This window comes from Pseudonocardia sp. ICBG601 (assembly GCF_020496245.1).
Genome location: NZ_JAHLJA010000150.1, coordinates 839,817 through 860,961, shown reverse-complemented (window position 1 = coordinate 860,961; position 21,145 = coordinate 839,817). Strand labels below are relative to the sequence as shown.

Below are 21,145 nucleotides of genomic sequence, written 5' to 3'. Positions count from 1 at the left end.
CCGCCCGGCCCGGCCCGGACCCGCCGGTCCGGCGTGCCGCACGGGTGGGAGCGCCCCCACCGGTACGGTTCTCGAACGGCCGTGCGGATCCGAGGCGAGGGGGACGCGGTGCGGGTGCTCGGGGTCGACCCCGGACTGACGCGGTGCGGGATCGGCGTCGTCGAGGCCGGTGCGGGCCGGACCGTCGGGTTCGTCGACGTCGGCGTCGCCCGCAGCGAGCCGGACCTGCCGCTGGAACGGCGGCTGCTCACCGTCGCCGACGAGGTGGAGCGCTGGGTGGCCCGGCACCGCCCCGACGTGATCGCCGTCGAGCGGGTGTTCAGCCAGAACAACGTCCGCACAGTGATGGGCACCGCGCAGGTCAGCGGGGTCGTCGCGCTCGTCGCCGCACGGGCCGGGCTGCCGGTCGCCTTCCACACCCCCAGCGAGGTCAAGGCCGCCGTCACCGGGGAGGGCCGCGCGGGCAAGGCGCAGGTCACCGCGATGGTCACCCGGCTGCTCGGCCTCGACGCACCCCCGAAGCCCGCCGACGCCGCCGACGCGCTCGCGCTGGCCATCTGCCACTGCTGGCGCTCCCCGATGATCGACCGGATGGCGCAGGCGCAGGCCCGCGCCGAGGAGCTGGCCGCGGTGCACCGGGCCCGGCTCGCCGAGGCGCAGCGGGAGCAGGGCGGCGCCCGGCCCAGTGCCGCCCAGCAGTGGGCCGCGGCCCGCGCCGCGGCCGACGCCCGCTCGGCGGGCGGATGGCGCGCGCGCTGACCCGTCTCGCCCGGTGGTGGCGTGGTGTCGCGTGCGGTCCCGTCGGTGCGGCCCGGTAGCGTCGGTGCCTCGAACGGTCGTTCGTGGGAGGGGGACCTGTCAGTGATCCACTCGGTGCGCGGTCCGGTGCTGGAGATCGGGCTGGACCACGCCGTCGTCGAGGTCGGCGGGGTCGGGCTCGCGGTGTACGCCACGCCCGCCACGCTGGGCGGGCTGCGTCGCGGCGAGGAGGCCCGGCTGCCGACCACGCTGGTGGTGCGCGAGGACTCCCTGACCCTCTACGGGTTCGCCGACGCCGAGGAACGCGAGCTGTTCCTGCTGCTGCAGACGGTGTCCGGGATCGGGACGCGGCTCGCGCTCGCCACGATCGCGGTGCTGGAGCCGGACACGCTGCGCCGTGCCCTCGCCGACGGCGACCTCGCCGTGCTCACCCGCATCCCCGGCGTCGGGCGCAAGAGCGCCGAGCGCCTGGTCGTGGAGCTGCGCGACAAGGTGACCGCGCCCGTCGCGGTGCCCGCGGGTGCCGTCGCGGCCGCCCCGGCCCCGGTGCTCGGGGTGCGCGAGCAGGTCGTCGAGGCGCTGCTCGGGCTCGGCTTCACCCAGCGCCCGGCCGAGCAGGCCGTGGACGCGGTGCTGGCCCACGCACCCGACACCGACGCCCGGGACCTGCTGCGCACCGCGCTGTCGAGCCTCGGCAGGTCGCGGTGACCGACCCCGACCCCTACGCCGGGATCGACGGACATCTCGACGAGCGGGCCGTCGACGCCGCGGCCCAGCCCGGGGACACCGACGTCGAGGCGTCGCTGCGGCCCCGCTCGCTGGAGGAGTTCGTGGGGCAGCCACGGGTCCGCGAGCAGCTCCAGCTGGTGCTGGAGGGCGCCCGGCGCCGCGGCGACCCGCCGGACCACATCCTGCTGTCCGGCCCGCCCGGCCTCGGCAAGACCAGCCTCGCCATGATCATCGCCCAGGAGATGGGCGCCGCGATCCGGCTCACCTCCGGCCCCGCGCTGGAGCGGGCGGGGGACCTCGCCGCGATGCTGTCCAACCTCGTGCCCGGCGACGTGCTGTTCATCGACGAGATCCACCGCACCGCCCGCCCCGCCGAGGAGATGCTCTACCTCGCGATGGAGGACTTCCGGGTCGACGTGGTGGTCGGCAAGGGCCCGGGCGCCACCTCGATCCCGCTCGACGTCGCACCGTTCACCCTGGTCGGGGCCACGACGCGGGCCGGGTCGCTGACCGGTCCGCTGCGCGACCGGTTCGGGTTCACCGGGCAGATGGAGTTCTACGACGTCCCCGAGCTGGAACGCGTGCTCCGCCGTGCCGCCGGGATCCTCGGCATCGACCTGCGCACGGACGGCGCGGCCGAGATCGCCGGGCGCTGCCGCGGCACCCCGCGGGTGGCGAACCGGCTGCTGCGCCGGGTCCGCGACTACGCCGAGGTCCGCGCGGACGGCGTCGTCACCCGGGAGGTCGCCCGCGACGCGCTGGCTGTCTACGACGTCGACGAGCTCGGCCTCGACCGGCTCGACCGCGCCGTGCTCGGCGCGCTGGTCCGCTCCTTCCACGGCGGCCCGGTCGGCGTCTCGACCCTCGCCGTCGCCGTGGGGGAGGAGCCGGGGACCGTCGAGGAGGTCTGCGAGCCCTACCTGGTGCGGGCCGGGATGATCGCCCGCACCCCGCGCGGGCGGGTCGCGACCCCGCTGGCCTGGACCCACCTCGGGCTGACCCCGCCCGCGGACGCACCGGCCGGACACCGGGTCGACCCGCTGTTCTGACCCGGCGTGCCGTCGGGGCACCGGAGTGCGCGGGCCGTCACACATGGGAGGATCCGGACGGACCGAACGGATCGGGCACCGCCCGGCCGGGACCACGGGCACCCTGGTGTCCGCACACCGCGCGGAGTCCTCCGGACACCGCGTGCCCGGCGGGCGTCCCGATGCGGGCGTACCGGAACGATCCGGGCGTCCGGCTCGTTCCGGGGCATGTCGGGCAGCCGGCGGGCCCCGGATGACGCCGTTCGGCCCGTCGCACTGCGACGAGCGGTCCGCCTCCGGGAGGGGGCCGGCCGTCGGTGTCGGTCCCGGCTGGCACACTCACGATTACGAGACGAGACGGAGACCCCGCACGATGACTTCAATCCTCGCCCAGCAGGCCGGTGGCGGCTCGAGCATCTTCTCCCTGCTGCCGTTCCTCATCATCCTGCTGCTGTTCGTGCCGTTGTTCCTGAACGGCCGCAAGCAGCGCAGGCAGATGGCGGAGACGCAGGCGATGCAGCAGGCGCTGGAGGACGGCGACGTCGTCGTCACCACGTCCGGGCTGCGGGGCACCATCGTCGACGCCTCGTACGAGGACACGATCGACCTCGAGATCGCCGACGGCGTGGTCACCACCTGGCTGCGTGCGGCGATCCGGGAGAAGGTCGCGGCCGAGGAGGCGACGGAGGAGACCGTCGCCGAGCCGGCCGACAAGGACGCGTCGGAGAACAAGCCGACCATCCACTGAGCACGTCGGGAACGGGCCGCGCGGCCCGTTCCGGCGGCCTCGGCGTCCGTACCGGGCCCGGCCGCGGCTCTGCCGCACCGGCCCGGTGGGACGGCGACCGACCGTGAGGCCGGCCGCGGCCGCCGCACGAGTCGGATCAGGAGAACGATCACGTGGCAACGTCGTCGGGGCAGCAGCACGTGCGCCCCTGGCGCTACCTGACGGCCTTCGCAGGCATCGTCGTGGTGCTGTACGCACTGGTGTTCCTCACCGGGGGCGGCAACCTCACGCCGAAGCTGGGCATCGACCTGCAGGGTGGCACCCGCGTCACGCTCACCGCCCGCACCACCGACGGGCAGCCACCGCCGCGTGACCAGCTGATCCAGGCGCAGGACATCATCGAGCAGCGCGTCAACGGGCTCGGTGTCAGCGGCGCCGAGGTCCAGCTGGACGGCAGCAACATCGTCATCACCGTCCCCGGCGACGCCGGCGAGCAGGCCCGTTCCCTGGGCCAGACCGCGCAGCTGCGCTTCCGCGAGGTGCTGCAGGGCCCCGTCCCCGCGAACCAGGCCGCCGGGCAGCAGCCCGCGCCGGGCCAGGACGCGCAGTCCGGCCAGGCCCCCGCGAGCCAGGCCCCCGCGAGCCCCGCCCCGGCGCAGCCGCAGGGCATGGGTGAGCAGAGCCGTCCCGTCGCGCCGGTCGCGCAGGTCTCGCCGCTGCAGGACCCGCCGCCGACACCCGCGCCGTCCCCGACGCCGAGCCCGAGCGGGCTCGCGCCGGACGACCCGCGCGTCGCCGCCGAGGTCACGAAGCTCCGCGAGACCCGACAGAGCACCGACCAGGCCACCCAGCTGCAGGCGCTGCTGTCGCTGAACTGCGGCGCACCGGACCCCCTGCAGGGCTACGACGACCCGACCAAGCCGCTGGTCGCCTGCAGCGAGGACGGGCAGACCAAGTACCTGCTCGGCCCGTCGTTCCTCGAGGGCACCGAGATCGCCTCGGCCCAGGCCCAGCAGAACCAGCAGGGCGTCGGCTGGGTGGTCGGGCTGACCTTCAAGCCGCAGGGCGCCGACACCTGGGGCCGGTACACGACCGAGAACGTCGGCAAGAACGTCGCGTTCGTCCTCGACGGCGACGTCGTCTCGGCCCCGACGATCAACCAGCCGATCTTCGGGCAGACCCAGATCTCGGGGCAGTTCAACCAGGACCGGGCCCAGCAGCTCGCCCAGGTGCTGCGCTACGGCTCGCTGCCGCTGTCGTTCGACTCCGGCAACGCCCAGACCGTCTCCGCCAGCCTCGGGCTCGCCTCGCTGGAGGCCGGGCTCATCGCCGGCGCCGTCGGCCTGGTGCTGGTGTTCGCCTACTGCCTGTTCTACTACCGCCTGCTCGGCATCCTGACGATGCTGTCGCTGGCCCTGTCCGGCCTGGTCGTCTACGCGGTGCTGATCCTGCTCGGGCGCTGGATCGGGTTCACCCTGGACCTGGCGGGCGTCGCCGGGTTCATCATCGCCATCGGCATCACGGCCGACTCGTTCGTCATCTTCTTCGAACGGCTCAAGGACGAGATGCGCGACGGCCGCACCTTCCGCTCGGCCGTACCGCGATCCTGGGAGCGGGCGCGGCGCACGATCCTCACCGCCGACGCGGTCAGCTTCCTCGCCGCCGCGGTGCTCTACATCCTGGCCGTCGGCGAGGTCCGCGGCTTCGCGTTCACCCTGGGCATGTCCACGGTCCTCGACCTCGTCGTCGTGTTCCTCGTGACGTTCCCGCTGGTCGTGCTCATCTCCCGGTCCAAGTCGCTGGGTAGGCCCGGGCTGTCCGGGCTCGCCGCGGTCGACCGGATCGGGTCGCGGCACCGCCGTGAGAAGCCGGCCGTCGGCAGGCGCGCGGCCACCACCGGGAAGGGAGCGGGCGCATGACGAACCCCGAGTCGCTGTCGGGCTGGACCCGGCTCACCACCGGCACCGCGAACGTCGACATCATCGGCCGCCGGAAGACCTGGTACATCGGCTTCGGCGTGCTCATCGCCGTCTGCGTGCTGTCGCTGGTCTTCCGGGGCTTCAACCTCGGGATCGACTTCACCGGCGGCTCGCAGATCCAGCTGCCCGCGAACGGCGCCGCCGGCACGATCAGCACCCAGCAGGTCGACCGGGTCTACGAGGGCGTGATCGGCTTCGCGCCCGAGGTCACCCAGTCCGTCGGGTCCGGCGACGCCGCGTCGATCGTGCTGCAGTCCGAGCCGCTGACCCCCGAGCAGCTCGTGCCGCTGCGCGAGGCGCTGTTCACCCAGCTGCAGCCGCTCGGCGCGGACGGCACCCCCAGCGCCGCCTCGATCAGCGACTCGCAGGTCTCGGGCACCTGGGGCGGTGAGGTCACCACGCAGGCGCTGATCGCGCTGGCGGTGTTCATCGTGCTGGTCACGCTGTTCCTGGCGTTCTACTTCGAGCGGGCGATGGCCGCCGCGGCGCTGATCGCGCTCGTCAACGACATCGTCGTGACCGCCGGGGTGTACTCGATCATCGGGCTGGAGGTCACCCCGGCCACCGTGATCGGCCTGTTGACCATCCTCGGGTTCTCGCTCTACGACACCGTCGTGGTGTTCGACAAGGTCCGGGAGAACTCCCGCGGGCTGCTGAAGCTGACCCGGCGCACCTACGCCGAGGCCGCGAACCTCGCGCTGAACCAGACGCTGATGCGGTCGATGAACACCTCGCTGATCGCGATCCTGCCGGTGCTCGGCCTGCTCGTGATCGGCGTCGGCCTGCTCGGCGTCGGCACCCTGGCCGACCTGGCCCTGGTCCAGCTCGTCGGCATGATCACCGGTGTCGTCTCCTCGCTGCTGCTGGCGACCCCGGCGCTGGTCGACATCAAGCTGCGCGACAAGCGCGTCCGGGACCAGGCCGCCCGGGTCGAGGCCCGTCGTGCCCGCGCGGCCGGCCGGGGCGACACGGACTCGGACGTCGAGGACGATCCGGCCACCGATACCCTCGCCGCCGTGAGCTCCTCCGCACCCGCCGCCCCGCGGCCCGGCGCCCGCCCGACCGGCAAGACCGGACGGCGTCGCGGGTGAGCGGGGCACAGGTCGACGGCATCCGGGTCGGGCCCGGGATCACCGGGGACTCCGCGGAGGACCTGCTCCGGGTCGCCGAGCTGGTCCGCTCGGTACCCGACTACCCGCAGCCCGGGGTGCTGTTCCGTGACATCACCCCGGTGCTGGCGCACGGGGAGTCCTTCGCGACCGTCACCACCGAGCTGGCCGCCAACGCGGGCGAGGCGGACCTGGTGGTCGGGGTGGAGGCGCGCGGGTTCCTGCTCGGCGCCGCCGTCGCGCTCGTCGCCGGGGTCGGGACCGTGCCGGTCCGCAAGGCGGGCAAGCTGCCCGCGGTCGCCGCGTCGCGCAGCTACGACCTGGAGTACGGCAGCGCCACCCTGGAGCTGCCGGCCGGGGTCGTCGAGCCGGGGACGCGGGTCTACGTGGTCGACGACGTGCTCGCCACCGGCGGCACCGCCGCGGCCGCCTGCGCCCTGCTGGCCGACGCCGGGGCGGAGGTCGTCGGGTTCGGCACGCTGCTGGAGCTGGCCGCGCTGAACGGCCGGGCGAAGCTGGGTGACCTGCGGATCGACGCGCTGCTGAACGCCTGACCACGACGGGCCCCGATTCGCGGACTATCCTCGGCCCCGGGACCCTTCCCGCCACCCGAGCACGAGCAGGAGGTGCGGTGACCGAGGTCGACCGGACCGGCGCCCATCCGGCCACGCGCCCGCTGACGCCCGACGACGAACCGCCGCGCCCGTCCGCGACCCGCCGGGTCCGTGCCCGCATCGCCCGGCGGATGACGCCGCAGCGCGTCGCCATCGTGACCCCGGTGCTGGAGCCGCTCGCCGCGGTCCACCGCTCGCTGCACCCCAAGGCCGACCTGGTGCTGCTCCAGCGCGCCTACGACGTCGCCGAGGACAAGCACGACGGGCAGACCCGCAAGTCCGGGGACCCCTACATCACCCACCCGCTCGCCGTCTCCACGATCCTGGCCGAGCTGGGCATGGACACCACGACGCTGGTCGCGGCCCTGCTGCACGACACCGTCGAGGACACCGACTACTCCCTGGAGCGGCTGCGCGCCGACTTCGGCGACGAGGTCGCGCACCTCGTCGACGGGGTCACCAAGCTCGACAAGGTCGAGTTCGGCACCGCCGCGGAGGCCGAGACGATCCGCAAGATGGTCGTCGCGATGGCCCGGGACCCGCGGGTGCTGGTCATCAAGCTGTCCGACCGGCTGCACAACATGCGCACGATGCGCTTCCTGCGCCCGGAGAAGCAGGTCAAGAAGGCGAACGAGACCCTCGAGGTGTTCGCCCCGCTCGCGCACCGCCTCGGCATGGCCACGGTGAAGCTGGAGCTGGAGGACCTGTCCTTCGCGATCCTGCAGCCCAAGAAGTACCAGGAGATCGTGCGGCTGGTCGCCGACCGGGCGCCGTCGCGCGACACCTACCTGCGCCAGGTCATCGACGAGGTGTCCGCGCAGCTGGACTCCGCGCGGATCCCGGCCAAGGTCGAGGGCCGGCCGAAGCACTACTACTCGATCTACCGCAAGATGATCGTCAAGGGCCGCGACTTCGACGACATCCACGACCTCGTCGGGGTCCGGGTGCTCGTCGACGAGGTGCGCGACTGCTACGCCGCGATCGGCATGGTGCACGCGCTGTGGCAGCCGATGCCCGGCCGGTTCAAGGACTACATCGCCCAGCCCCGGTTCGGCGTCTACCAGTCGCTGCACACCACGGTGATCGGACCGGACGGCAAGCCCCTCGAGGTGCAGATCCGCACCCACGCCATGCACCGCACCGCCGAGTACGGCATCGCCGCGCACTGGCGGTACAAGGAGGTCAAGGGCGGCGGCAACAAGGAGGTCGAGGTCGAGGAGATGGCGTGGATGCGCCAGCTGCTCGACTGGCAGCGCGAGGCCGCCGACCCCGGCGAGTTCCTCGATTCGCTGCGCTTCGACCTGGCCGCGCGGGAGATCTTCGTCTTCACCCCGAAGGGCGACGTCGTCACCCTGCCGACCGGCTCCACCCCGATCGACCTGGCCTATGCCGTGCACACCGAGGTCGGGCACCGCTGCATCGGCTCCCGGGTCAACGGCAAGCTCGTCGCACTGGAGCGGCAGCTCTCCTCCGGCGACGTCGTCGAGATCTTCACCTCGAAGGCCGAGGACGGGGGGCCGTCGCGGGACTGGCTGCAGATCGCGAAGTCCCCGCGGGCCAAGGCCAAGATCAAGCAGTGGTTCGCGAAGGAGCGCCGCGAGGAGGCCGTCGAGGAGGGCAAGGAGGCGATCACCCGGGAGGCACGCCGCACCGGGATGCCGCTGCAGCGCCTCATCTCCGGCGACGCGATGTCCGCGCTCGCCCGGGAGATGCACTACTCCGACGTCTCCGCGCTCTACGCCGCCGTCGGCGAGCACCAGGCCAGCGCCCAGCACGTCGTGCAGCGCCTCGTCGCGTGGTTCGGCGGCGAGGAGGAGGCCGAGGAGGAGCTCGCCGAGCGGGCGACGCCGTCGACGGTCCGCCACCGGCGCCCGTCGGGCAACGCCGGCGTCGTCGTCACCGGCGAGGACGGGCAGGCCCTCGGCGACCTGTACATCAAGCTCGCCCGCTGCTGCACCCCGGTGCCGGGCGACGAGATCCTCGGGTTCGTCACCCGCGGCGGCGGGATCAGCGTGCACCGCACCGACTGCACCAACGCCGGGGACCTCACCGCCCGCGAGGAGCGGCTGGTCGACGTGACCTGGTCGGTGTCGCCGGAGTCGGTGTTCCTGGTCGCCATCCAGGTCGAGGCGCTCGACCGGCACCGGCTGCTGTCCGACGTCACGAAGGTGCTGGCCGACGAGAAGGTCAACATCCTCTCGGCGACGACGACCACCTCCCGCGACCGCGTCGCGATCTCCCGGTTCTCCTTCGAGATGGGCGACCCGAAGCACCTCGGGCACCTGCTCCAGGCGGTGCGCAACATCGAGGGCGTCTACGACGTCTACCGGGTCACCAGCGCGGCCTGACCCCGGCCCGCCCCACCAGGGGCGGACCGGGGAGCCGGTCAGCCGAGGGTGGTGCGCTGGATCTCGACCGGGATGCTCGGCACGCCGTCACCGGAGCCGACGGACTCGCCGCCCTTGGCGACCTTGTCCAGCGTCGCGAGGCCCTCGGAGCCGATGGAGCCGAACACGGTGTAGCTCGGCGGCAGCTGGGCGTCGCCGTAGATCATGAAGAACTGGCTGCCGTTGGTGTCCGGGCCGGCGTTGGCCATCGCGAGCAGCCCGCGGCCGTAGGTGAGGCCGGGGAACACCTCGTCGGCGAAGGAGTAGCCGGGGCCGCCGCGCCCGCTGCCGCTCGGGTCACCGCACTGCAGCACCTGCAGGCCGGGGCTGGTGGTCAGCCGGTGGCAGGACGTGCCGTCGAAGTAGCCCTGCCGGGCGAGGCTCACGAAGCTGTTGACCGTGCACGGCGCCAGGCCGCGGTCCAGCGTGAGGTCGATCGGACCCGCGCTGGTCTGCAGGTTCGCCGTCTCCGTGCCCTGCGCCGAGGTCGGGCCCGCGGCCGGCGGGTTCACCGGCTTCGAGGCGGGCTCGGGGGACTTCGGGTAGGTGCAGTCCACCGACGCCGGCAGCGCCGTCGGGCGCGTCGGCAGCGGCACGGTCGGCCGACCGGCGGTGTCCGGGCCGTCCCCGGCGGGCGGCGGCGCGGCGGCGCTCTGCCCGGCGTCGTCGGAGCCGCCCCAGGCCGAGGTCAGCGCGTACACCCCGACCGCGGCCAGCACCACGACCAGCACCGTCACGACGGCCGCGATCGTCGTGTTCCGCTTGCGCTTCTGCTGCCGCTCGGCCCGGTGGGCCTGCTGCGCCTCCAGCTTGCGCTTGGCCGCCTCCCGGCGCTGCTCGTTCGTCGCCACGTCCCGCCCAACTCCCTGACTTGATCACTCGTACGCGCGGTGAGGGTATCGGGGCGACCTGGGGAGAAACCTGAGAGACACCGGTTCTAGGCTGGGACGACCCCGATCTGATCCCCGGAGAGGACGTGCAGCAACCGTGACCGCCACCGAGCCGCAGGTGAGCCGGGCCCGCAGGCCCGAGCCGTTCGCCGCGCCGAAGGGCATCCCCGAGTACCTCCCGCCGTCCTCGGCCGGGTTCGTGCACGTGCGGGACACCCTCGCCGCCGCCGCCGAGCGGGCCGGGTACGGCCACATCGAGCTGCCGGTGTTCGAGGACACCGGCCTCTACGCCCGCGGGGTGGGGGAGTCCACCGACGTCGTCTCCAAGGAGATGTACACCTTCGCCGACCGCGGCGACCGCTCGGTGACGCTGCGCCCCGAGGGCACCGCCGGTGTGGTCCGCTCGGTGATCGAGCACAACCTCGACAAGCAGGGCCTGCCGATCAAGCTCCGCTACGCGGGCCCCTTCTTCCGCTACGAGCGGCCCCAGGCCGGGCGCTACCGGCAGCTCCAGCAGGTCGGCGTCGAGGCGGTCGGGGTGGACGACCCGGCGCTGGACGCCGAGGTCATCGCGATCGCCGACGAGGGCTTCAAGTCCCTCGGCCTGACCGGCTACCGGCTGGAGATCACCTCGCTGGGCGACGCCGAGTGCCGCCCCACCTACCGCACGCTGCTGCAGGACTTCCTCGCCGGGCTCGACCTCGACGAGGCGACCCGGGCCCGGGCGGAGATCAACCCGCTGCGGGTGCTCGACGACAAGCGCCCCGAGGTCCGTGCCGCGATGGCCGACGCGCCGCTGCTGATGGACCACCTGTCCGACGCCGCCGCCGACCACCACGCCCGGGTGCTGGCCCACCTCGACGACCTCGGCGTCGCCTACGCGCCGAACCCGCGCATGGTCCGCGGTCTGGACTACTACACCAAGACCACCTTCGAGTTCGTCCACGACGGTCTCGGCGCGCAGTCCGGCATCGGCGGCGGCGGCCGCTACGACGGCCTGATGGCGACCCTCGGCGGACCGGAGCTGTCCGGCGTCGGGTTCGGCATCGGCGTCGACCGCACGCTGCTCGCCTGCCGGGCCGAGGGTGTGCAGCCCTGGTCGGACGCCCGCGTCGAGGTGTTCGGGGTGTCTCTCGGCGACGCCGCGCAGCGCCGCCTGGTCGTGGTCGCCGCGCAGCTGCGGGCCCGGGGCCTGCGGGTCGACCTGGCCTACGGCGGCCGGGGGCTCAAGGGCGCGATGAAGTCCGCCGACCGGTCCGGCGCGCGGTTCGCGCTGGTCCTGGGGGACCGGGACCTGGAGAACGGCACCGTCGGGCTCAAGGACCTCGTCTCCGGCGAGCAGCAGGACGTCCCGCTGGACGCGGTCACCGACGCCGTCGTGACCGCCCTGGCGGGCTGAGGCCGCGGTGGCGGCCTCGGACCGCGAACGCTGGGACGCCCGGCACACCGCCGCGGGGGCCGGGGCGCCGCTCCCGCCGGACGCGATGCGCGGGCGCACGGACCTGCTCCCGTCCTCGGGCCGGGCGCTGGACGTGGCCTGCGGGCGCGGCGCGGTCGCGGTGTGGCTGGCGATGCGGGGGCTCGACGTCGTCGCCGTCGACGTGTCCCCGGCCGGGCTCGCCGTGGGCGCCGGGCTGGCCGCCGCCCACGACGTCCGGGTGCGCTGGGTGGAGGCCGACCTCGACGCCGGCTTCCCCCGCGACGACGACCGCTACGACGTCGTCGTCTGTCAGCGGTTCCGCGACCCGGTGCTCTACCCGGCGCTGCGTGCGGCGCTCGCCCCGGGCGGGCTGCTGGTGGTCACGGTGCTGTCCGAGGTCGGCGACGCGGGCGGCCCGTTCCGGGCTGTGCCCGGAGAGCTGACCGCCGCGTTCGCCGGCCTCGAGGTCCTCGCCCACGGCGAGGGCAACGGCGAGGCGCACCTGGTGGCCCGCCTCCCCGCCTGATCAGCCGCCGTGCGTGGCCGCGCTGCGGTAGTCGGTGTAGGTGTAGGGGTTGTCGAGGACCTTGGTCTCGGGGATCTCGGGGTTCATCCCGGCCTGCCAGGCCTCCTCGCCCATCGTGGCGCGCAGGTGCTCGACGGTCGCGGTGACCGCGGTCCGCGCCGCGGCGAGGTCGACGTCGACCAGGCGCCCGTCGCGCTTCACCACGCGCCCGTCCACCAGGACGGTGTGCACGTCGCCGCGCTGGGCCTGGAACGCGACGTGACCGTGCGGGTTGAGCAGCGGGAACGACACCGGCGAGTGGTCGTTGCGCAGCAGCACCAGGTCGGCCTTCTTGCCGACCTCGACCGAGCCGAGGTCGGACTCGCGCCCGATCGCGCGGGCCCCGCCGCGGGTCGCCCACTCCACGACCTGCTCGGCCCGCAGCGACGAGTGGGTGACGGTGTCCCCGCGCGCGTGCGCCTCCAGGTGCTCACGGGACCGGTCGGCGCCCAGCGTGGTGCGCATCGCCGAGAACAGGTCCGCGCTCCACCACATCGAGGTGTCCATCGACAGCGACACCGGGATCCCGTGCTCGCGCAGCGCCCAGGTGGGCGGGTAGCCCTGCCCGGCGCTCTGCTCGCTCTCGGTGGACACCGACACCGAGCCGCCGGTGGCGGCGATCCGGTGGTAGGAGTCCGCGGACAGGGTCGCGGCGTGCACGTAGACGGTGTCCCGGCCGGCGAAGCCGTGCTCGTGCATGAGCCGGACGCCGTCGTCGTTGGTCGCGCCCCACACCCCGGCGTGCGTGGTGACGCCGACGCCGAGCTCGCGGGCCACCTCGAACGCGGGGCGCTCGGGGAACGCCGGGTCACCGGTGACGTCGAAGGCGAGCTGGAAGCCGAGCATGTCGTCGCCGGGGGTGATGCGCCGCGACACGAACTCGCGGAACCCGGGGTCGGCGGTCCAGTTCGCGGGGGCGTCGTGGATGTTGCCGTAGGCGAGCACGAACCGGCCCGCGGTGGAGGTCAGAGCGTCGACGGCGGCGTCGGCGTGCTGCGGGGTCTGCAGCCCGTGCGACCAGTCGACGGTGGTGGTGACGCCCGCGTCGAGGGCCTCCAGCGCGGCGAGCAGGTTCCCCGCGTGGATGTCCTCCGGGCGGAAGATCTTGCCCCACTCCAGGTAGTTCCAGACGAAGTACTGGGTGAGCGTCCAGTCGGCGCCGTACCCGCGCAACGAGGTCTGCCACATGTGCCGGTGGGTGTCGACCATGCCCGGCATCACGATCCCGCCGGTCGCGTCGACCTCTTCGGTGCCCTCGGGCACCTCCAGACCGACCCCGACCGCGGCGATCCGGTCACCGGTCACCAGGACGTCGTGGCCGGACAGGACCGTCCGGCCCGCGTCCACGGTCAGGACGGTCCCGTTGCGGAAGACGACGCTCATCGACGCACCCCTCATTCCTGCGGACAAGCGTCCGCTGTGCGGACATCGCACGAACGGCGGCCACTGTCGCGCACCCTTCTTGTGCTGTCAACGGCCGGGTCGCGGGGGTGTCCGGCTACCGTGGGCCCATGGCACGCGACGGGACCGGCCCGGACTTCATCGAGGCGCTCGCCCGCGGTCTCGAGGTGATCACCGCCTTCCGGCCCGGCCGGGCGGAGATGACCCTCGCCGACCTGGCGGGCGCGACCGGGCTCGCCCGCCCGACCGTGCGCCGGGTGCTGCTCACCCTCACCGAGCTCGGCTACGTCCGCTCCGGCGAGCGCGGCTACGCCCTCACCCCGCGGGTGCTGGACCTGGGCGTGGCCTACGTCCGGTCGACCGGGCTGTGGGACGTCGCCCGGCCGCACCTGGAGCGCCTCGTCGCGCGGACCCACGAGTCCTGCTCGATCGCCCAGCTCGACGGCAGCGACATCGTCTATGTCGCGCGGGTCGCGGTGCCCAAGATCGTCGCGCTGTCGGTGCAGATCGGAACGCGGTTCCCGGCCGCGTCGACGTCGCTGGGGAAGGTGCAGCTCGCCGCGCTGGCCCCCGAGGAGCTGGAGCGGGTGCTGGCCGAGCCGTCGCGCTCCGGGCTGACCCCGCGGCACGCCCCGGCGTCCGCCGAGCGCGACGCCGAGCTGCGCGAGGTCCGCGCCCGCGGCTGGGCGCTGACCGACGAGCAGCTCGCCCCGGGCATCCGCTCGGTCGCCGCCCCGCTGCGCGACGGCGAGGGCCGGGTCGTCGCCGGGGTCAACGTCAACTGTCACGCCGCGGAGACCTCGCTGGAGACCCTGCTCGAACACCACCTGCCGCTGCTGCTGCAGACCGCGGGCGACATCAGTGCCGACTTCGCCCGGCTCGCCTCCGCGCCGCACGTGACGGTGTCGGCGACGGCTTGACCGCCGCCCGCGCCCGGGGTCACGATCGTCTGGCGGACACTCGTCCGCACAGCGATCACTTCGGAGGGACACCGATGGCGGAACCCGGAACCGGCGGGCCGCTCGACGGCGTACTCGTCGCCGACTTCTCCCGGATCCTGGCCGGGCCGTACGCGACGATGCTGCTGGCGGACATGGGCGCCGACGTCATCAAGGTCGAGGGACCGGCGGGCGACGACACCCGCACCTGGACCCCGCCCGAGCGCGACGGCGAGGCCACCTACTACCTCGGCATCAACCGGGGGAAGCGGTCGATCGCGCTCGACCTGCGCGACCCCGGCGACCTCGCCGCGGCCCGCGAGCTCGCCCGCCGCGCCGACGTCGTCATCGAGAACCTGCGGCCCGGCGGGATGGCCCGCTTCGGGCTGGACTACGAGGCCGTCGCCGCCGACAACCCCGGTGTGGTCTACGCCTCGATCTCCGGGTTCGGCTCCGGCGCGGGCGCGCACGTCCCCGGCTACGACCTCATGGTGCAGGCGATGTCCGGGCTGATGAGCCTCACCGGCGGCCCGGACGGGCCGCCGTACCGCGCGGGCATCTCGGTGTTCGACGTGATGGCCGGCAACCACGCCGCAATCGGCGTCCTCGCCGCGCTGCGCCACCGCGACCGCACCGGCGCCGGTCAGCACGTCGAGGTCAACCTGCTGTCCTCCGCGCTGACCGGGCTGGTCAACCACAGCTCCGCCTGGGTCGCCGGCGGGACGGTGCCCTACCGGATGGGCAACGCCCACCCCTCGGTGTTCCCCTACGAGCCGATGCCCACCGCCGACGACGACCTGATCGTCGCCGCGGGCAACGACGCCCAGTTCCGCAAGCTCTGCGGCGTGCTCGAGGTCCCCGCCCTCGCCGACGACCCGCGCTTCGCCCGCAACGCCGACCGCACGGTCAACCGGGAGGAGCTGCGCCCGCTGCTGGTCGAGCGGCTCGCGACGAAGGGTGCCGTCGAGTGGTTCGAGCTGCTCACCGCCGCCGGCGTGCCCTCCGGGCCGATCCAGACCATCGACGGCGGGTTCGCGATGGCCGAGCGCTTCGGGCTCGACCCCGTCGTCACCGTCGGGGAGGGCGACCGCGCGGTGCCCACCACCCGGCACCCGGTCCGGTTCTCCGCCACCCCGGCCGTCTACCGGCTCCCCCCGCCGCGGCTCGACGAGCACGGCGCCGACCTGAGGAAGTGGCTCGACTCATGACCTACCCGACCGCCCTGGGTGCCTCGACGAAGGACACCATCACCCTGCTCGGCCACGACCTCGCCGACGACGTCATGGGCTCGGTCGGGTTCGGCGAGCTCGCGTTCTGGCTCGCCACCCAGCGCCGGCCCACCCCCGGCGAGACCCGGGTGTTCGAGGCGGTGCTGGCCGCGCTGGCCGACCACGGGTTCACCCCGACCGCGATCGTCACCCGGCTCACCCACCTGTCCGCGCCGGACTCGGTGCAGGGCGCGCTCGCCGCCGGGCTGCTCGGGGGCGGGTCGCGCTTCCTCGGCGTCACCGAGGACTGCGGCCGCTTCCTGCACGACCACCTGCCCGCCGAGCGCCCGACCACCGACGACGGCTGGGACGCCGTCGCGCTGGAGATCGTCACCGCCCAGCGGGCGGCGAAGCGGTTCGTGCCGGGCCTGGGCCACCACGTCCACAAGGACGGCGACCCCCGCACCCCGCGGCTGTTCGCGATCGCCGCCGAGGAGGGCCTGCTCGGCGACCACCTGAGCCTGTTCGCCGCGATCGGCCGGGTGCATTCGCAGGTTCTCGGCCGCACCCTGCCGCTCAACGGCGCCGGGGTCTGCGGCGCCGCGCTCGCCGACCTCGGGCTGCCGCTGGAGCTGCTGCGCGGCTTCGCCCTGCTCGCCCGCACCGCGGGCCTGATCGGCCAGCTCGCCGAGGAGCTGCGCCACCCCGTCGCGAACGACATCTTCCTGTCGGTGGACCTGCACAACCGGTCCGTCGACCCCGACCCGTACGAGCCCGAGGGAGACCTGCGATGACGCAGCCCGCCACCGTCACCGAGGACACGATCACCGACGCCGCCGTCGCGCGCTGGGCGACCGCGCACGATCCGCGCACCGCCGAGCTGATGACCGCCCTGGTGCGGCACCTGCACGACTTCGCCCGCGAGACCCGCCTCACCGAGGACGAGTGGATGGCCGCTGTGCGCTGGCTGACCGCCACCGGGCAGATCTCCGACGACAAGCGCGAGGAGTTCATCCTGGCCTCCGACGTGCTCGGGCTGTCGATGCTCGTCGTCCAGCAGAACCACCGGCTCGCCCCGGCCGCGACCCCGGCGACGGTGCTCGGCCCGTTCCACATCGACGGCTCCCCGGAGAAGGCCTCCGGCGAGGACATGTCCGACGGGCTGCCCGGCGACCCGCTGTTCGTGCACGGCAGCGTCCGCGCGCTCGACGGCACCCCGGTGACCGGAGCCGTCCTCGACGTCTGGCAGTCCGACGCCGACGGCACCTACGAGGCCCAGCTCGACGTCGACGAGGCCCGGCTGCGCGCGAAGTACACCACCGGCGACGACGGCGGCTACTGCCTGCGCACCATCGCCCCGCTCGGTTACGCGATCCCGATGGACGGCCCCGTCGGCGACCTCGTCTCGCGCACCGACATCAGCCCGATGCGGCCCGCGCACATCCACTTCCTGCTGGCCGTGCCCGGCTACGAGCCGCTGATCACCCACCTGTTCCGGGAGGGCACCGAGTTCCTCGACTCCGACGTCGTGTTCGGGGTCAAGCGCGAGCTCGTCGTCGGCTTCACCCGCCGCGAGCCCGGCCCCACGCCGGACGGCGGGCACAGCGAGGTCCCCTGGTACGAGGCCCGCTACGACTTCGTGCTCCAGCCCGCCGGCTAGGTCGCCGGACCGGACTCAGCGCCGGCCGACGACCAGCGCGGCCAGCCCGGTCGTCACCGGGACGGCGGCGACCAGCCCGATGCTGCCCACCAGGGTCCGCACGATCTCGGTCGCCACGTCCTGGCTGGTGAGCACCTGGGTCACGCCGCCCGCCGCCACCGTGAACAGCAGCAGCAGCGGGAGCGCGGCGCCGGCGTAGGCCAGCACCAGGGTGTTCACCGCGGACGCGACGTGGTCGCGCCCGATCCGCATCCCGGCCGCGAACAGCTCGCGCACTCCCAGCTCGGGGTTCGCCGCGCCCAGTTCCCACACCGCGGAGGCCTGGGTGACGGTGACGTCGTCGAGCGCCCCGAGCGCGCCGATCACCAGCCCGGCCAGCACCAGGCCGCGCGGGTCGATCGGCACGCCGGGGCCGAGCGTGCCGATCAGGGTGGCGGTGGTGTCGTCGAGCCCGGTGAGCCGCGAGGTGACGGTGAACAGGTAGCCGAGCACCCCGATCAGGGCGAGCGAGGCCAGCGTGCCGAGCACCGCGCACGAGGTCCGCGCGGTGAACCCGTGGGTCAGGTACAGCACCACGAACATGATCAGGCAGGCGCCGGTGACGGCGACCGCGAGCGGGGAGCCGCCGGACAGGATCGCCGGCAGCACGAACCACAGCAGGATGACGAAGCTCAGCGCCAGGCTGACCAGCGCCGCGAACCCGCGCAGCCGCCCCAGTACGACGACGGCCAGTGCGAACGCCGCCGCCAGCCACCCCAGCGGGGCGCCGCGCTGGAAGTCCACGAGCTGGTAGGAGCCCGCGTCGTCGGGGTTCGCGCCCGACCAGGACAGCGTGACCGGGTCGTCCACCGCGAACCGCGGCGTCGACGGCTCGTTCGGCACCAGCTGCACCAGGTCCCGTCCGGCGCGCGGTCCGTCGGACAGTGCGACCGTCACCCCGGTGCAGCGACGGTCCCCGGCGCCGGGGGAGCAGTCCGCGACCTGCACCGCGGTGACGGTGCCGTGCACCTGCTGGGTGGGCGGGATCTCCGGGACCGGGGTCGCGCCCGGCCAGAGCAGGGCCACCCCGGCGAGCGTCGCGAGCGCGCACGGCACGAGCAGCGCGACCAGCAGCCTGCGCACCCGTCGCCCGGCGGGGGAGGCGGCGCCGTGTCCGTGTCCGTGTCCGTGGCCGTGTCCCTGTGGGTGCCCCTGCCCGTGTCCCCGGCCGGGGTCGGGCGGGGCCGGCGGGCCGGGTGTCGCGCCGAGGTCGGCCTGGCCGGGGCAGTCGCCCCAGCCGCCCGGGTGCCCGGGGTGGGGGATCGGACCGGTCTCGGTGCCGTCGGCGGGGTCCGCCGCCGCGCCGCCCGCCGGTGCGGGCCCGGGGCGGTTCTCCACGGGGGCCGGACGGCGCGGGGAGGGTGCCTGACGTGCCCGGTGTCGCGCCGGTTCGCCAGCCGGGAGCCGGTGCCCGCCCGAGGCGCCCGGGGGCCGGTCCTCGGCGCGCCGCCGCCCACCCGTCCGCGGGGCGGCGGGCCGCCCGCCGTCGGGGGCGGACGGGTCGCGCGGGACGGGCGGGGGCGGGGGCACGTCCGCATCCTTGCAAACGATCTTCGCCTGGCGGGGTGCCGTTCGCCCGGACGCGACCGCCCGGCGACGACCGGTTGTCCAAGGTTCGAACTTGTGTTCGACTGGAGCGGTGCGATGGGACGGACAGCAGGTCGGGGCGGACGGTGTCGGGAACGCGACGGCGCTGCCGGGGATGCGGGGGTTGCTGCGCTCGGTGCGCACGCCCGGGTTCGCGGACACGGTGTTCCACGAGGTCGAGGCGCGCTCGGTGCTGAACCGGGTGCCGTCGTCGTCGCCGGTGCCGTTCGGCTGGACGGTCAACCCCTACCGCGGCTGCTCGCACGCCTGCACCTACTGCCTCGTCCCGGACACCCCGGTGCTCACCGCCGACGGCCGGTCGCGGCCCATCGGGGAGCTGCGCCCGGGGGACGAGGTGGTCGGCACCGTCACCGACGGCGGCGGGCGGCGCCGCTTCGTCCGGACCCCGGTGCTCGCGCGCTGGTCGACGCGGCGCCGTGCCCAGGAGGTGACCCTCGACGACGGCACGCGGCTCGTCACCTCCGCCGAGCACCGCTTCCTCACCACCTCCGGCTGGGCGCACGTGCGCCCGGGGCGTTGCCGGTCCTCGGCGGACCGGCCGCACCTGAGCCCGGGGACGGCGCTGGTCGGGCCCGGTGCGGCCGCGGTCCCGGGCGGGCCCCGGCCCGACGGGTACGCCGAGGGCTGGCTCTGCGGGCTGGTCCGGGCCGACGCGGTGCGCGGCCGGGTGCGGGCCGAGCCGTTCCCGACCGGCTGGGTCGAGCTGGAGGCGCTCGCCCGCGCCCACCACCTGCTGACCGCACGGCCGGTGCCTGTGGCCGCCGGGATGCTCGCGGCACCCGCGCCGTCGCCGACGGCCTGGCCGCAGCGGCCCGCCCGCGGCTGGTCGGCCGGGTTCGTCGGCGGGATCGTCGACGCCTGCGGTGAGGTCTCCGCCGGGGTGCTGCGGATCGTGCCCGGCGACGAGGAGCTCGCCCGCGCCTGCGTCGACGCGCTGCGCCGGCTCGGGTTCCGGGTGGCCTCGGAGCCGTCGGCCCGGCCCGGGGTGCGGGCGCTGCGGGTGCTGGGCGGGGTCGCCGAGCAGCTGCGGCTGGTCGCGGTGACCGACCCGGCCGTGGCCCGGGTGCGCGACGTCGGCGGTGCCCGCGTCGAGGAGCCGCCCGGGGGAGCGCCGCGGGTGGTGGCGGTCCGCGACACCGGCACCCTCCGCCCGATGGTCGACATCACCACCGGCACGGGGGACTTCGTCGCCGCCGGGGTGGTCAGCCACAACTGCTTCGCCCGCAACACCCACACCTACCTCGACCTCGACGCGGGCGCGGACTTCGACTCCCAGATCGTGGTCAAGGTGAACGTCGCGCGGGTGCTGGAGCGGGAGCTGGCCCGGCCGTCGTGGCGGCGCGAGCACGTCGCGATGGGCACCAACACCGACCCCTACCAGCGGGCGGAGGGCCGCTACCGGCTGATGCCCGGGGTGATCACCGCGCTGGCCCGCTCCGGCACGCCGTTCTCCATCCTCACCAAGGGCACCGTGCTGGGCCGGGACCTTCCGCTGCTCGCGGCCGCGAACGCCGACGTCCGCGTCGGCACCGGGGTGTCGATCGCGCTGCTGGACCGGGAGCTGCAGTCGCACCTGGAGCCGGGCACCCCGAGCCCGCGGGCCCGCCTCGACCTGGTCCGCCGGATCACCGACGCCGGCCTGCCCTGCGGGGTCATGGTGGCCCCGGTGCTGCCGTGGCTGACCGACTCCACCGAGGCGCTCGACGCCCTGCTGGGCGAGATCGCCGCCGCCGGGGCGAGCCGGGCCACGGTGCTCGCGCTGCACCTGCGTCCCGGGACCCGGGAGTGGTTCCTGGCCTGGCTGGGGCGGACCCACCCCGCGCTGTTGCCGCGCTACGAGCGGCTCTACCGCGGCGGGGCCTACGCCACCCGGGACCACCGCGGGGCTCTGGCCCGGCGGGTCGCCCCGCTGCTGGCCCGGCACGGCCTGGACCGGCCCGAACCGAACCCGCGCGACCCGGGGTGGACCCGGCAGCCGGTCGCGGCGCCGCGGGCGGCGGAGCCCGGCGACGGGCAGCTGAGCCTGCTGTGAGAACCCGCCGGAAACCTGGTGGCAGGCGGCCCGGGGGGTGCCGATAGCCTTG

18 protein-coding genes are annotated in these 21,145 nt (G+C 74.5%); 15 read left to right on the top strand and 3 right to left on the bottom strand.

The window, feature by feature from the left end; translation table 11 throughout:
• Nucleotides 1–108: 108 nt before the first annotated feature.
• The 8 genes from ruvC to KPL57_RS49625 all read left to right on the top strand — a co-directional run bounded on the left by ruvC (nt 109) and on the right by KPL57_RS49625 (nt 9,293).
• Nucleotides 109–759 carry a crossover junction endodeoxyribonuclease RuvC gene (gene ruvC / locus KPL57_RS49660; RefSeq protein WP_226357526.1) on the top strand — a complete coding sequence of 217 codons (651 nt, stop codon included), beginning with the start codon at nt 109–111 and terminating at the stop codon, nt 757–759.
• Nucleotides 760–861: 102 nt separating this feature from the next.
• On the top strand, nt 862–1,467 hold the full coding sequence (ruvA, locus tag KPL57_RS49655) for a Holliday junction branch migration protein RuvA (protein ID WP_062395706.1): 606 nt from the start codon (nt 862–864) through the stop codon (nt 1,465–1,467).
• Between the two features lie 23 nt (nt 1,468–1,490).
• A complete protein-coding gene (gene ruvB, locus KPL57_RS49650) occupies nt 1,491–2,537 on the top strand; it encodes a Holliday junction branch migration DNA helicase RuvB (protein WP_226357525.1) in 1,047 nt (348 codons plus the stop codon).
• A 352-nt stretch (nt 2,538–2,889) separates the two neighbouring features.
• A complete protein-coding gene (yajC, locus tag KPL57_RS49645; RefSeq protein WP_226357370.1) occupies nt 2,890–3,264 on the top strand; it encodes a preprotein translocase subunit YajC in 375 nt (124 codons plus the stop codon).
• Nucleotides 3,265–3,416: 152 nt separating this feature from the next.
• Nucleotides 3,417–5,162 (top strand): protein translocase subunit SecD, encoded by a 1,746-nt coding sequence (gene secD, locus KPL57_RS49640; protein ID WP_226357369.1) that lies wholly within the window; start codon nt 3,417–3,419, stop codon nt 5,160–5,162.
• On the top strand, nt 5,159–6,313 hold the full coding sequence (secF, locus tag KPL57_RS49635) for a protein translocase subunit SecF (protein ID WP_226357368.1): 1,155 nt from the start codon (nt 5,159–5,161) through the stop codon (nt 6,311–6,313). Before secD ends, secF begins: the two co-directional genes overlap by 4 nt.
• Before the next feature lie 38 nt (nt 6,314–6,351).
• Entirely contained in the window at nt 6,352–6,885 is a 534-nt protein-coding gene (locus KPL57_RS49630) for an adenine phosphoribosyltransferase (protein WP_226357524.1), read from the top strand.
• A 122-nt stretch (nt 6,886–7,007) separates the two neighbouring features.
• Nucleotides 7,008–9,293 carry a bifunctional (p)ppGpp synthetase/guanosine-3',5'-bis(diphosphate) 3'-pyrophosphohydrolase gene (locus KPL57_RS49625; RefSeq protein ID WP_226357523.1) on the top strand — a complete coding sequence of 762 codons (2,286 nt, stop codon included), beginning with the start codon at nt 7,008–7,010 and terminating at the stop codon, nt 9,291–9,293.
• A gap of 38 nt (nt 9,294–9,331) precedes the next feature.
• Here the strand turns inward: KPL57_RS49625 and KPL57_RS49620 are convergent, their stop codons facing one another.
• Nucleotides 9,332–10,183 carry a peptidylprolyl isomerase gene (locus KPL57_RS49620; protein WP_226357367.1) on the bottom strand — a complete coding sequence of 284 codons (852 nt, stop codon included), beginning with the start codon at nt 10,181–10,183 and terminating at the stop codon, nt 9,332–9,334.
• A 136-nt stretch (nt 10,184–10,319) separates the two neighbouring features.
• Between KPL57_RS49620 and hisS the strand changes: the two genes are divergently transcribed.
• On the top strand, nt 10,320–11,621 hold the full coding sequence (hisS, locus tag KPL57_RS49615) for a histidine--tRNA ligase (RefSeq protein WP_226357366.1): 1,302 nt from the start codon (nt 10,320–10,322) through the stop codon (nt 11,619–11,621).
• A 7-nt stretch (nt 11,622–11,628) separates the two neighbouring features.
• A complete protein-coding gene (locus tag KPL57_RS49610; protein ID WP_226357365.1) occupies nt 11,629–12,168 on the top strand; it encodes a bifunctional 2-polyprenyl-6-hydroxyphenol methylase/3-demethylubiquinol 3-O-methyltransferase UbiG in 540 nt (179 codons plus the stop codon).
• Here KPL57_RS49610 and KPL57_RS49605 read toward each other — a convergent pair whose 3' ends face one another.
• Nucleotides 12,169–13,590 carry an amidohydrolase family protein gene (locus KPL57_RS49605; protein WP_226357364.1) on the bottom strand — a complete coding sequence of 474 codons (1,422 nt, stop codon included), beginning with the start codon at nt 13,588–13,590 and terminating at the stop codon, nt 12,169–12,171.
• Between the two features lie 128 nt (nt 13,591–13,718).
• Here KPL57_RS49605 and KPL57_RS49600 point away from each other — a divergent pair, with 128 nt between their 5' ends.
• The 4 genes from KPL57_RS49600 (at nt 13,719) to KPL57_RS49585 (ending at nt 17,414) form a co-directional block, all read left to right on the top strand.
• Nucleotides 13,719–14,528: an IclR family transcriptional regulator C-terminal domain-containing protein gene (locus KPL57_RS49600; RefSeq protein ID WP_226357363.1), complete on the top strand. Its 810-nt coding sequence runs from the start codon at nt 13,719–13,721 to the stop codon at nt 14,526–14,528.
• A gap of 74 nt (nt 14,529–14,602) precedes the next feature.
• On the top strand, nt 14,603–15,754 hold the full coding sequence (locus tag KPL57_RS49595; protein WP_226357362.1) for a CaiB/BaiF CoA-transferase family protein: 1,152 nt from the start codon (nt 14,603–14,605) through the stop codon (nt 15,752–15,754).
• Nucleotides 15,751–16,548: a citryl-CoA lyase gene (locus tag KPL57_RS49590; RefSeq protein WP_226357361.1), complete on the top strand. Its 798-nt coding sequence runs from the start codon at nt 15,751–15,753 to the stop codon at nt 16,546–16,548. Before KPL57_RS49595 ends, KPL57_RS49590 begins: the two co-directional genes overlap by 4 nt.
• On the top strand, nt 16,545–17,414 hold the full coding sequence (locus KPL57_RS49585; protein ID WP_226357360.1) for a dioxygenase: 870 nt from the start codon (nt 16,545–16,547) through the stop codon (nt 17,412–17,414). Before KPL57_RS49590 ends, KPL57_RS49585 begins: the two co-directional genes overlap by 4 nt.
• 15 nt (nt 17,415–17,429) lie before the next feature.
• Here KPL57_RS49585 and KPL57_RS70860 read toward each other — a convergent pair whose 3' ends face one another.
• Complete coding sequence (locus KPL57_RS70860; protein WP_226357359.1) at nt 17,430–18,791, bottom strand: YibE/F family protein; 1,362 nt, start codon at nt 18,789–18,791, stop codon at nt 17,430–17,432.
• Between the two features lie 301 nt (nt 18,792–19,092).
• Here KPL57_RS70860 and KPL57_RS49575 point away from each other — a divergent pair, with 301 nt between their 5' ends.
• The gene (locus KPL57_RS49575; RefSeq protein WP_226357358.1) at nt 19,093–21,093 is read left to right on the top strand and encodes an intein-containing Rv2578c family radical SAM protein; all 2,001 of its coding nucleotides are present in this window, start codon (nt 19,093–19,095) and stop codon (nt 21,091–21,093) included.
• Nucleotides 21,094–21,145: the final 52 nt, after the last annotated feature.

Bases quoted from the DNA above. Each gene is read 5' to 3' on its own strand.
- KPL57_RS49590 (WP_226357361.1), top strand. From the start codon at position 15,751: ATGACCTACCCGACCGCCCTGGGTGCCTCGACGAAGGACACCATCACC.
- yajC (WP_226357370.1), top strand. From the start codon at position 2,890: ATGACTTCAATCCTCGCCCAGCAGGCCGGTGGCGGCTCGAGCATCTTC.
- KPL57_RS49605 (WP_226357364.1), bottom strand. From the start codon at position 13,590: ATGAGCGTCGTCTTCCGCAACGGGACCGTCCTGACCGTGGACGCGGGC.
- KPL57_RS49600 (WP_226357363.1), top strand. From the start codon at position 13,719: ATGGCACGCGACGGGACCGGCCCGGACTTCATCGAGGCGCTCGCCCGC.
- KPL57_RS49585 (WP_226357360.1), top strand. From the start codon at position 16,545: ATGACGCAGCCCGCCACCGTCACCGAGGACACGATCACCGACGCCGCC.
- secF (WP_226357368.1), top strand. From the start codon at position 5,159: ATGACGAACCCCGAGTCGCTGTCGGGCTGGACCCGGCTCACCACCGGC.
- KPL57_RS49595 (WP_226357362.1), top strand. From the start codon at position 14,603: ATGGCGGAACCCGGAACCGGCGGGCCGCTCGACGGCGTACTCGTCGCC.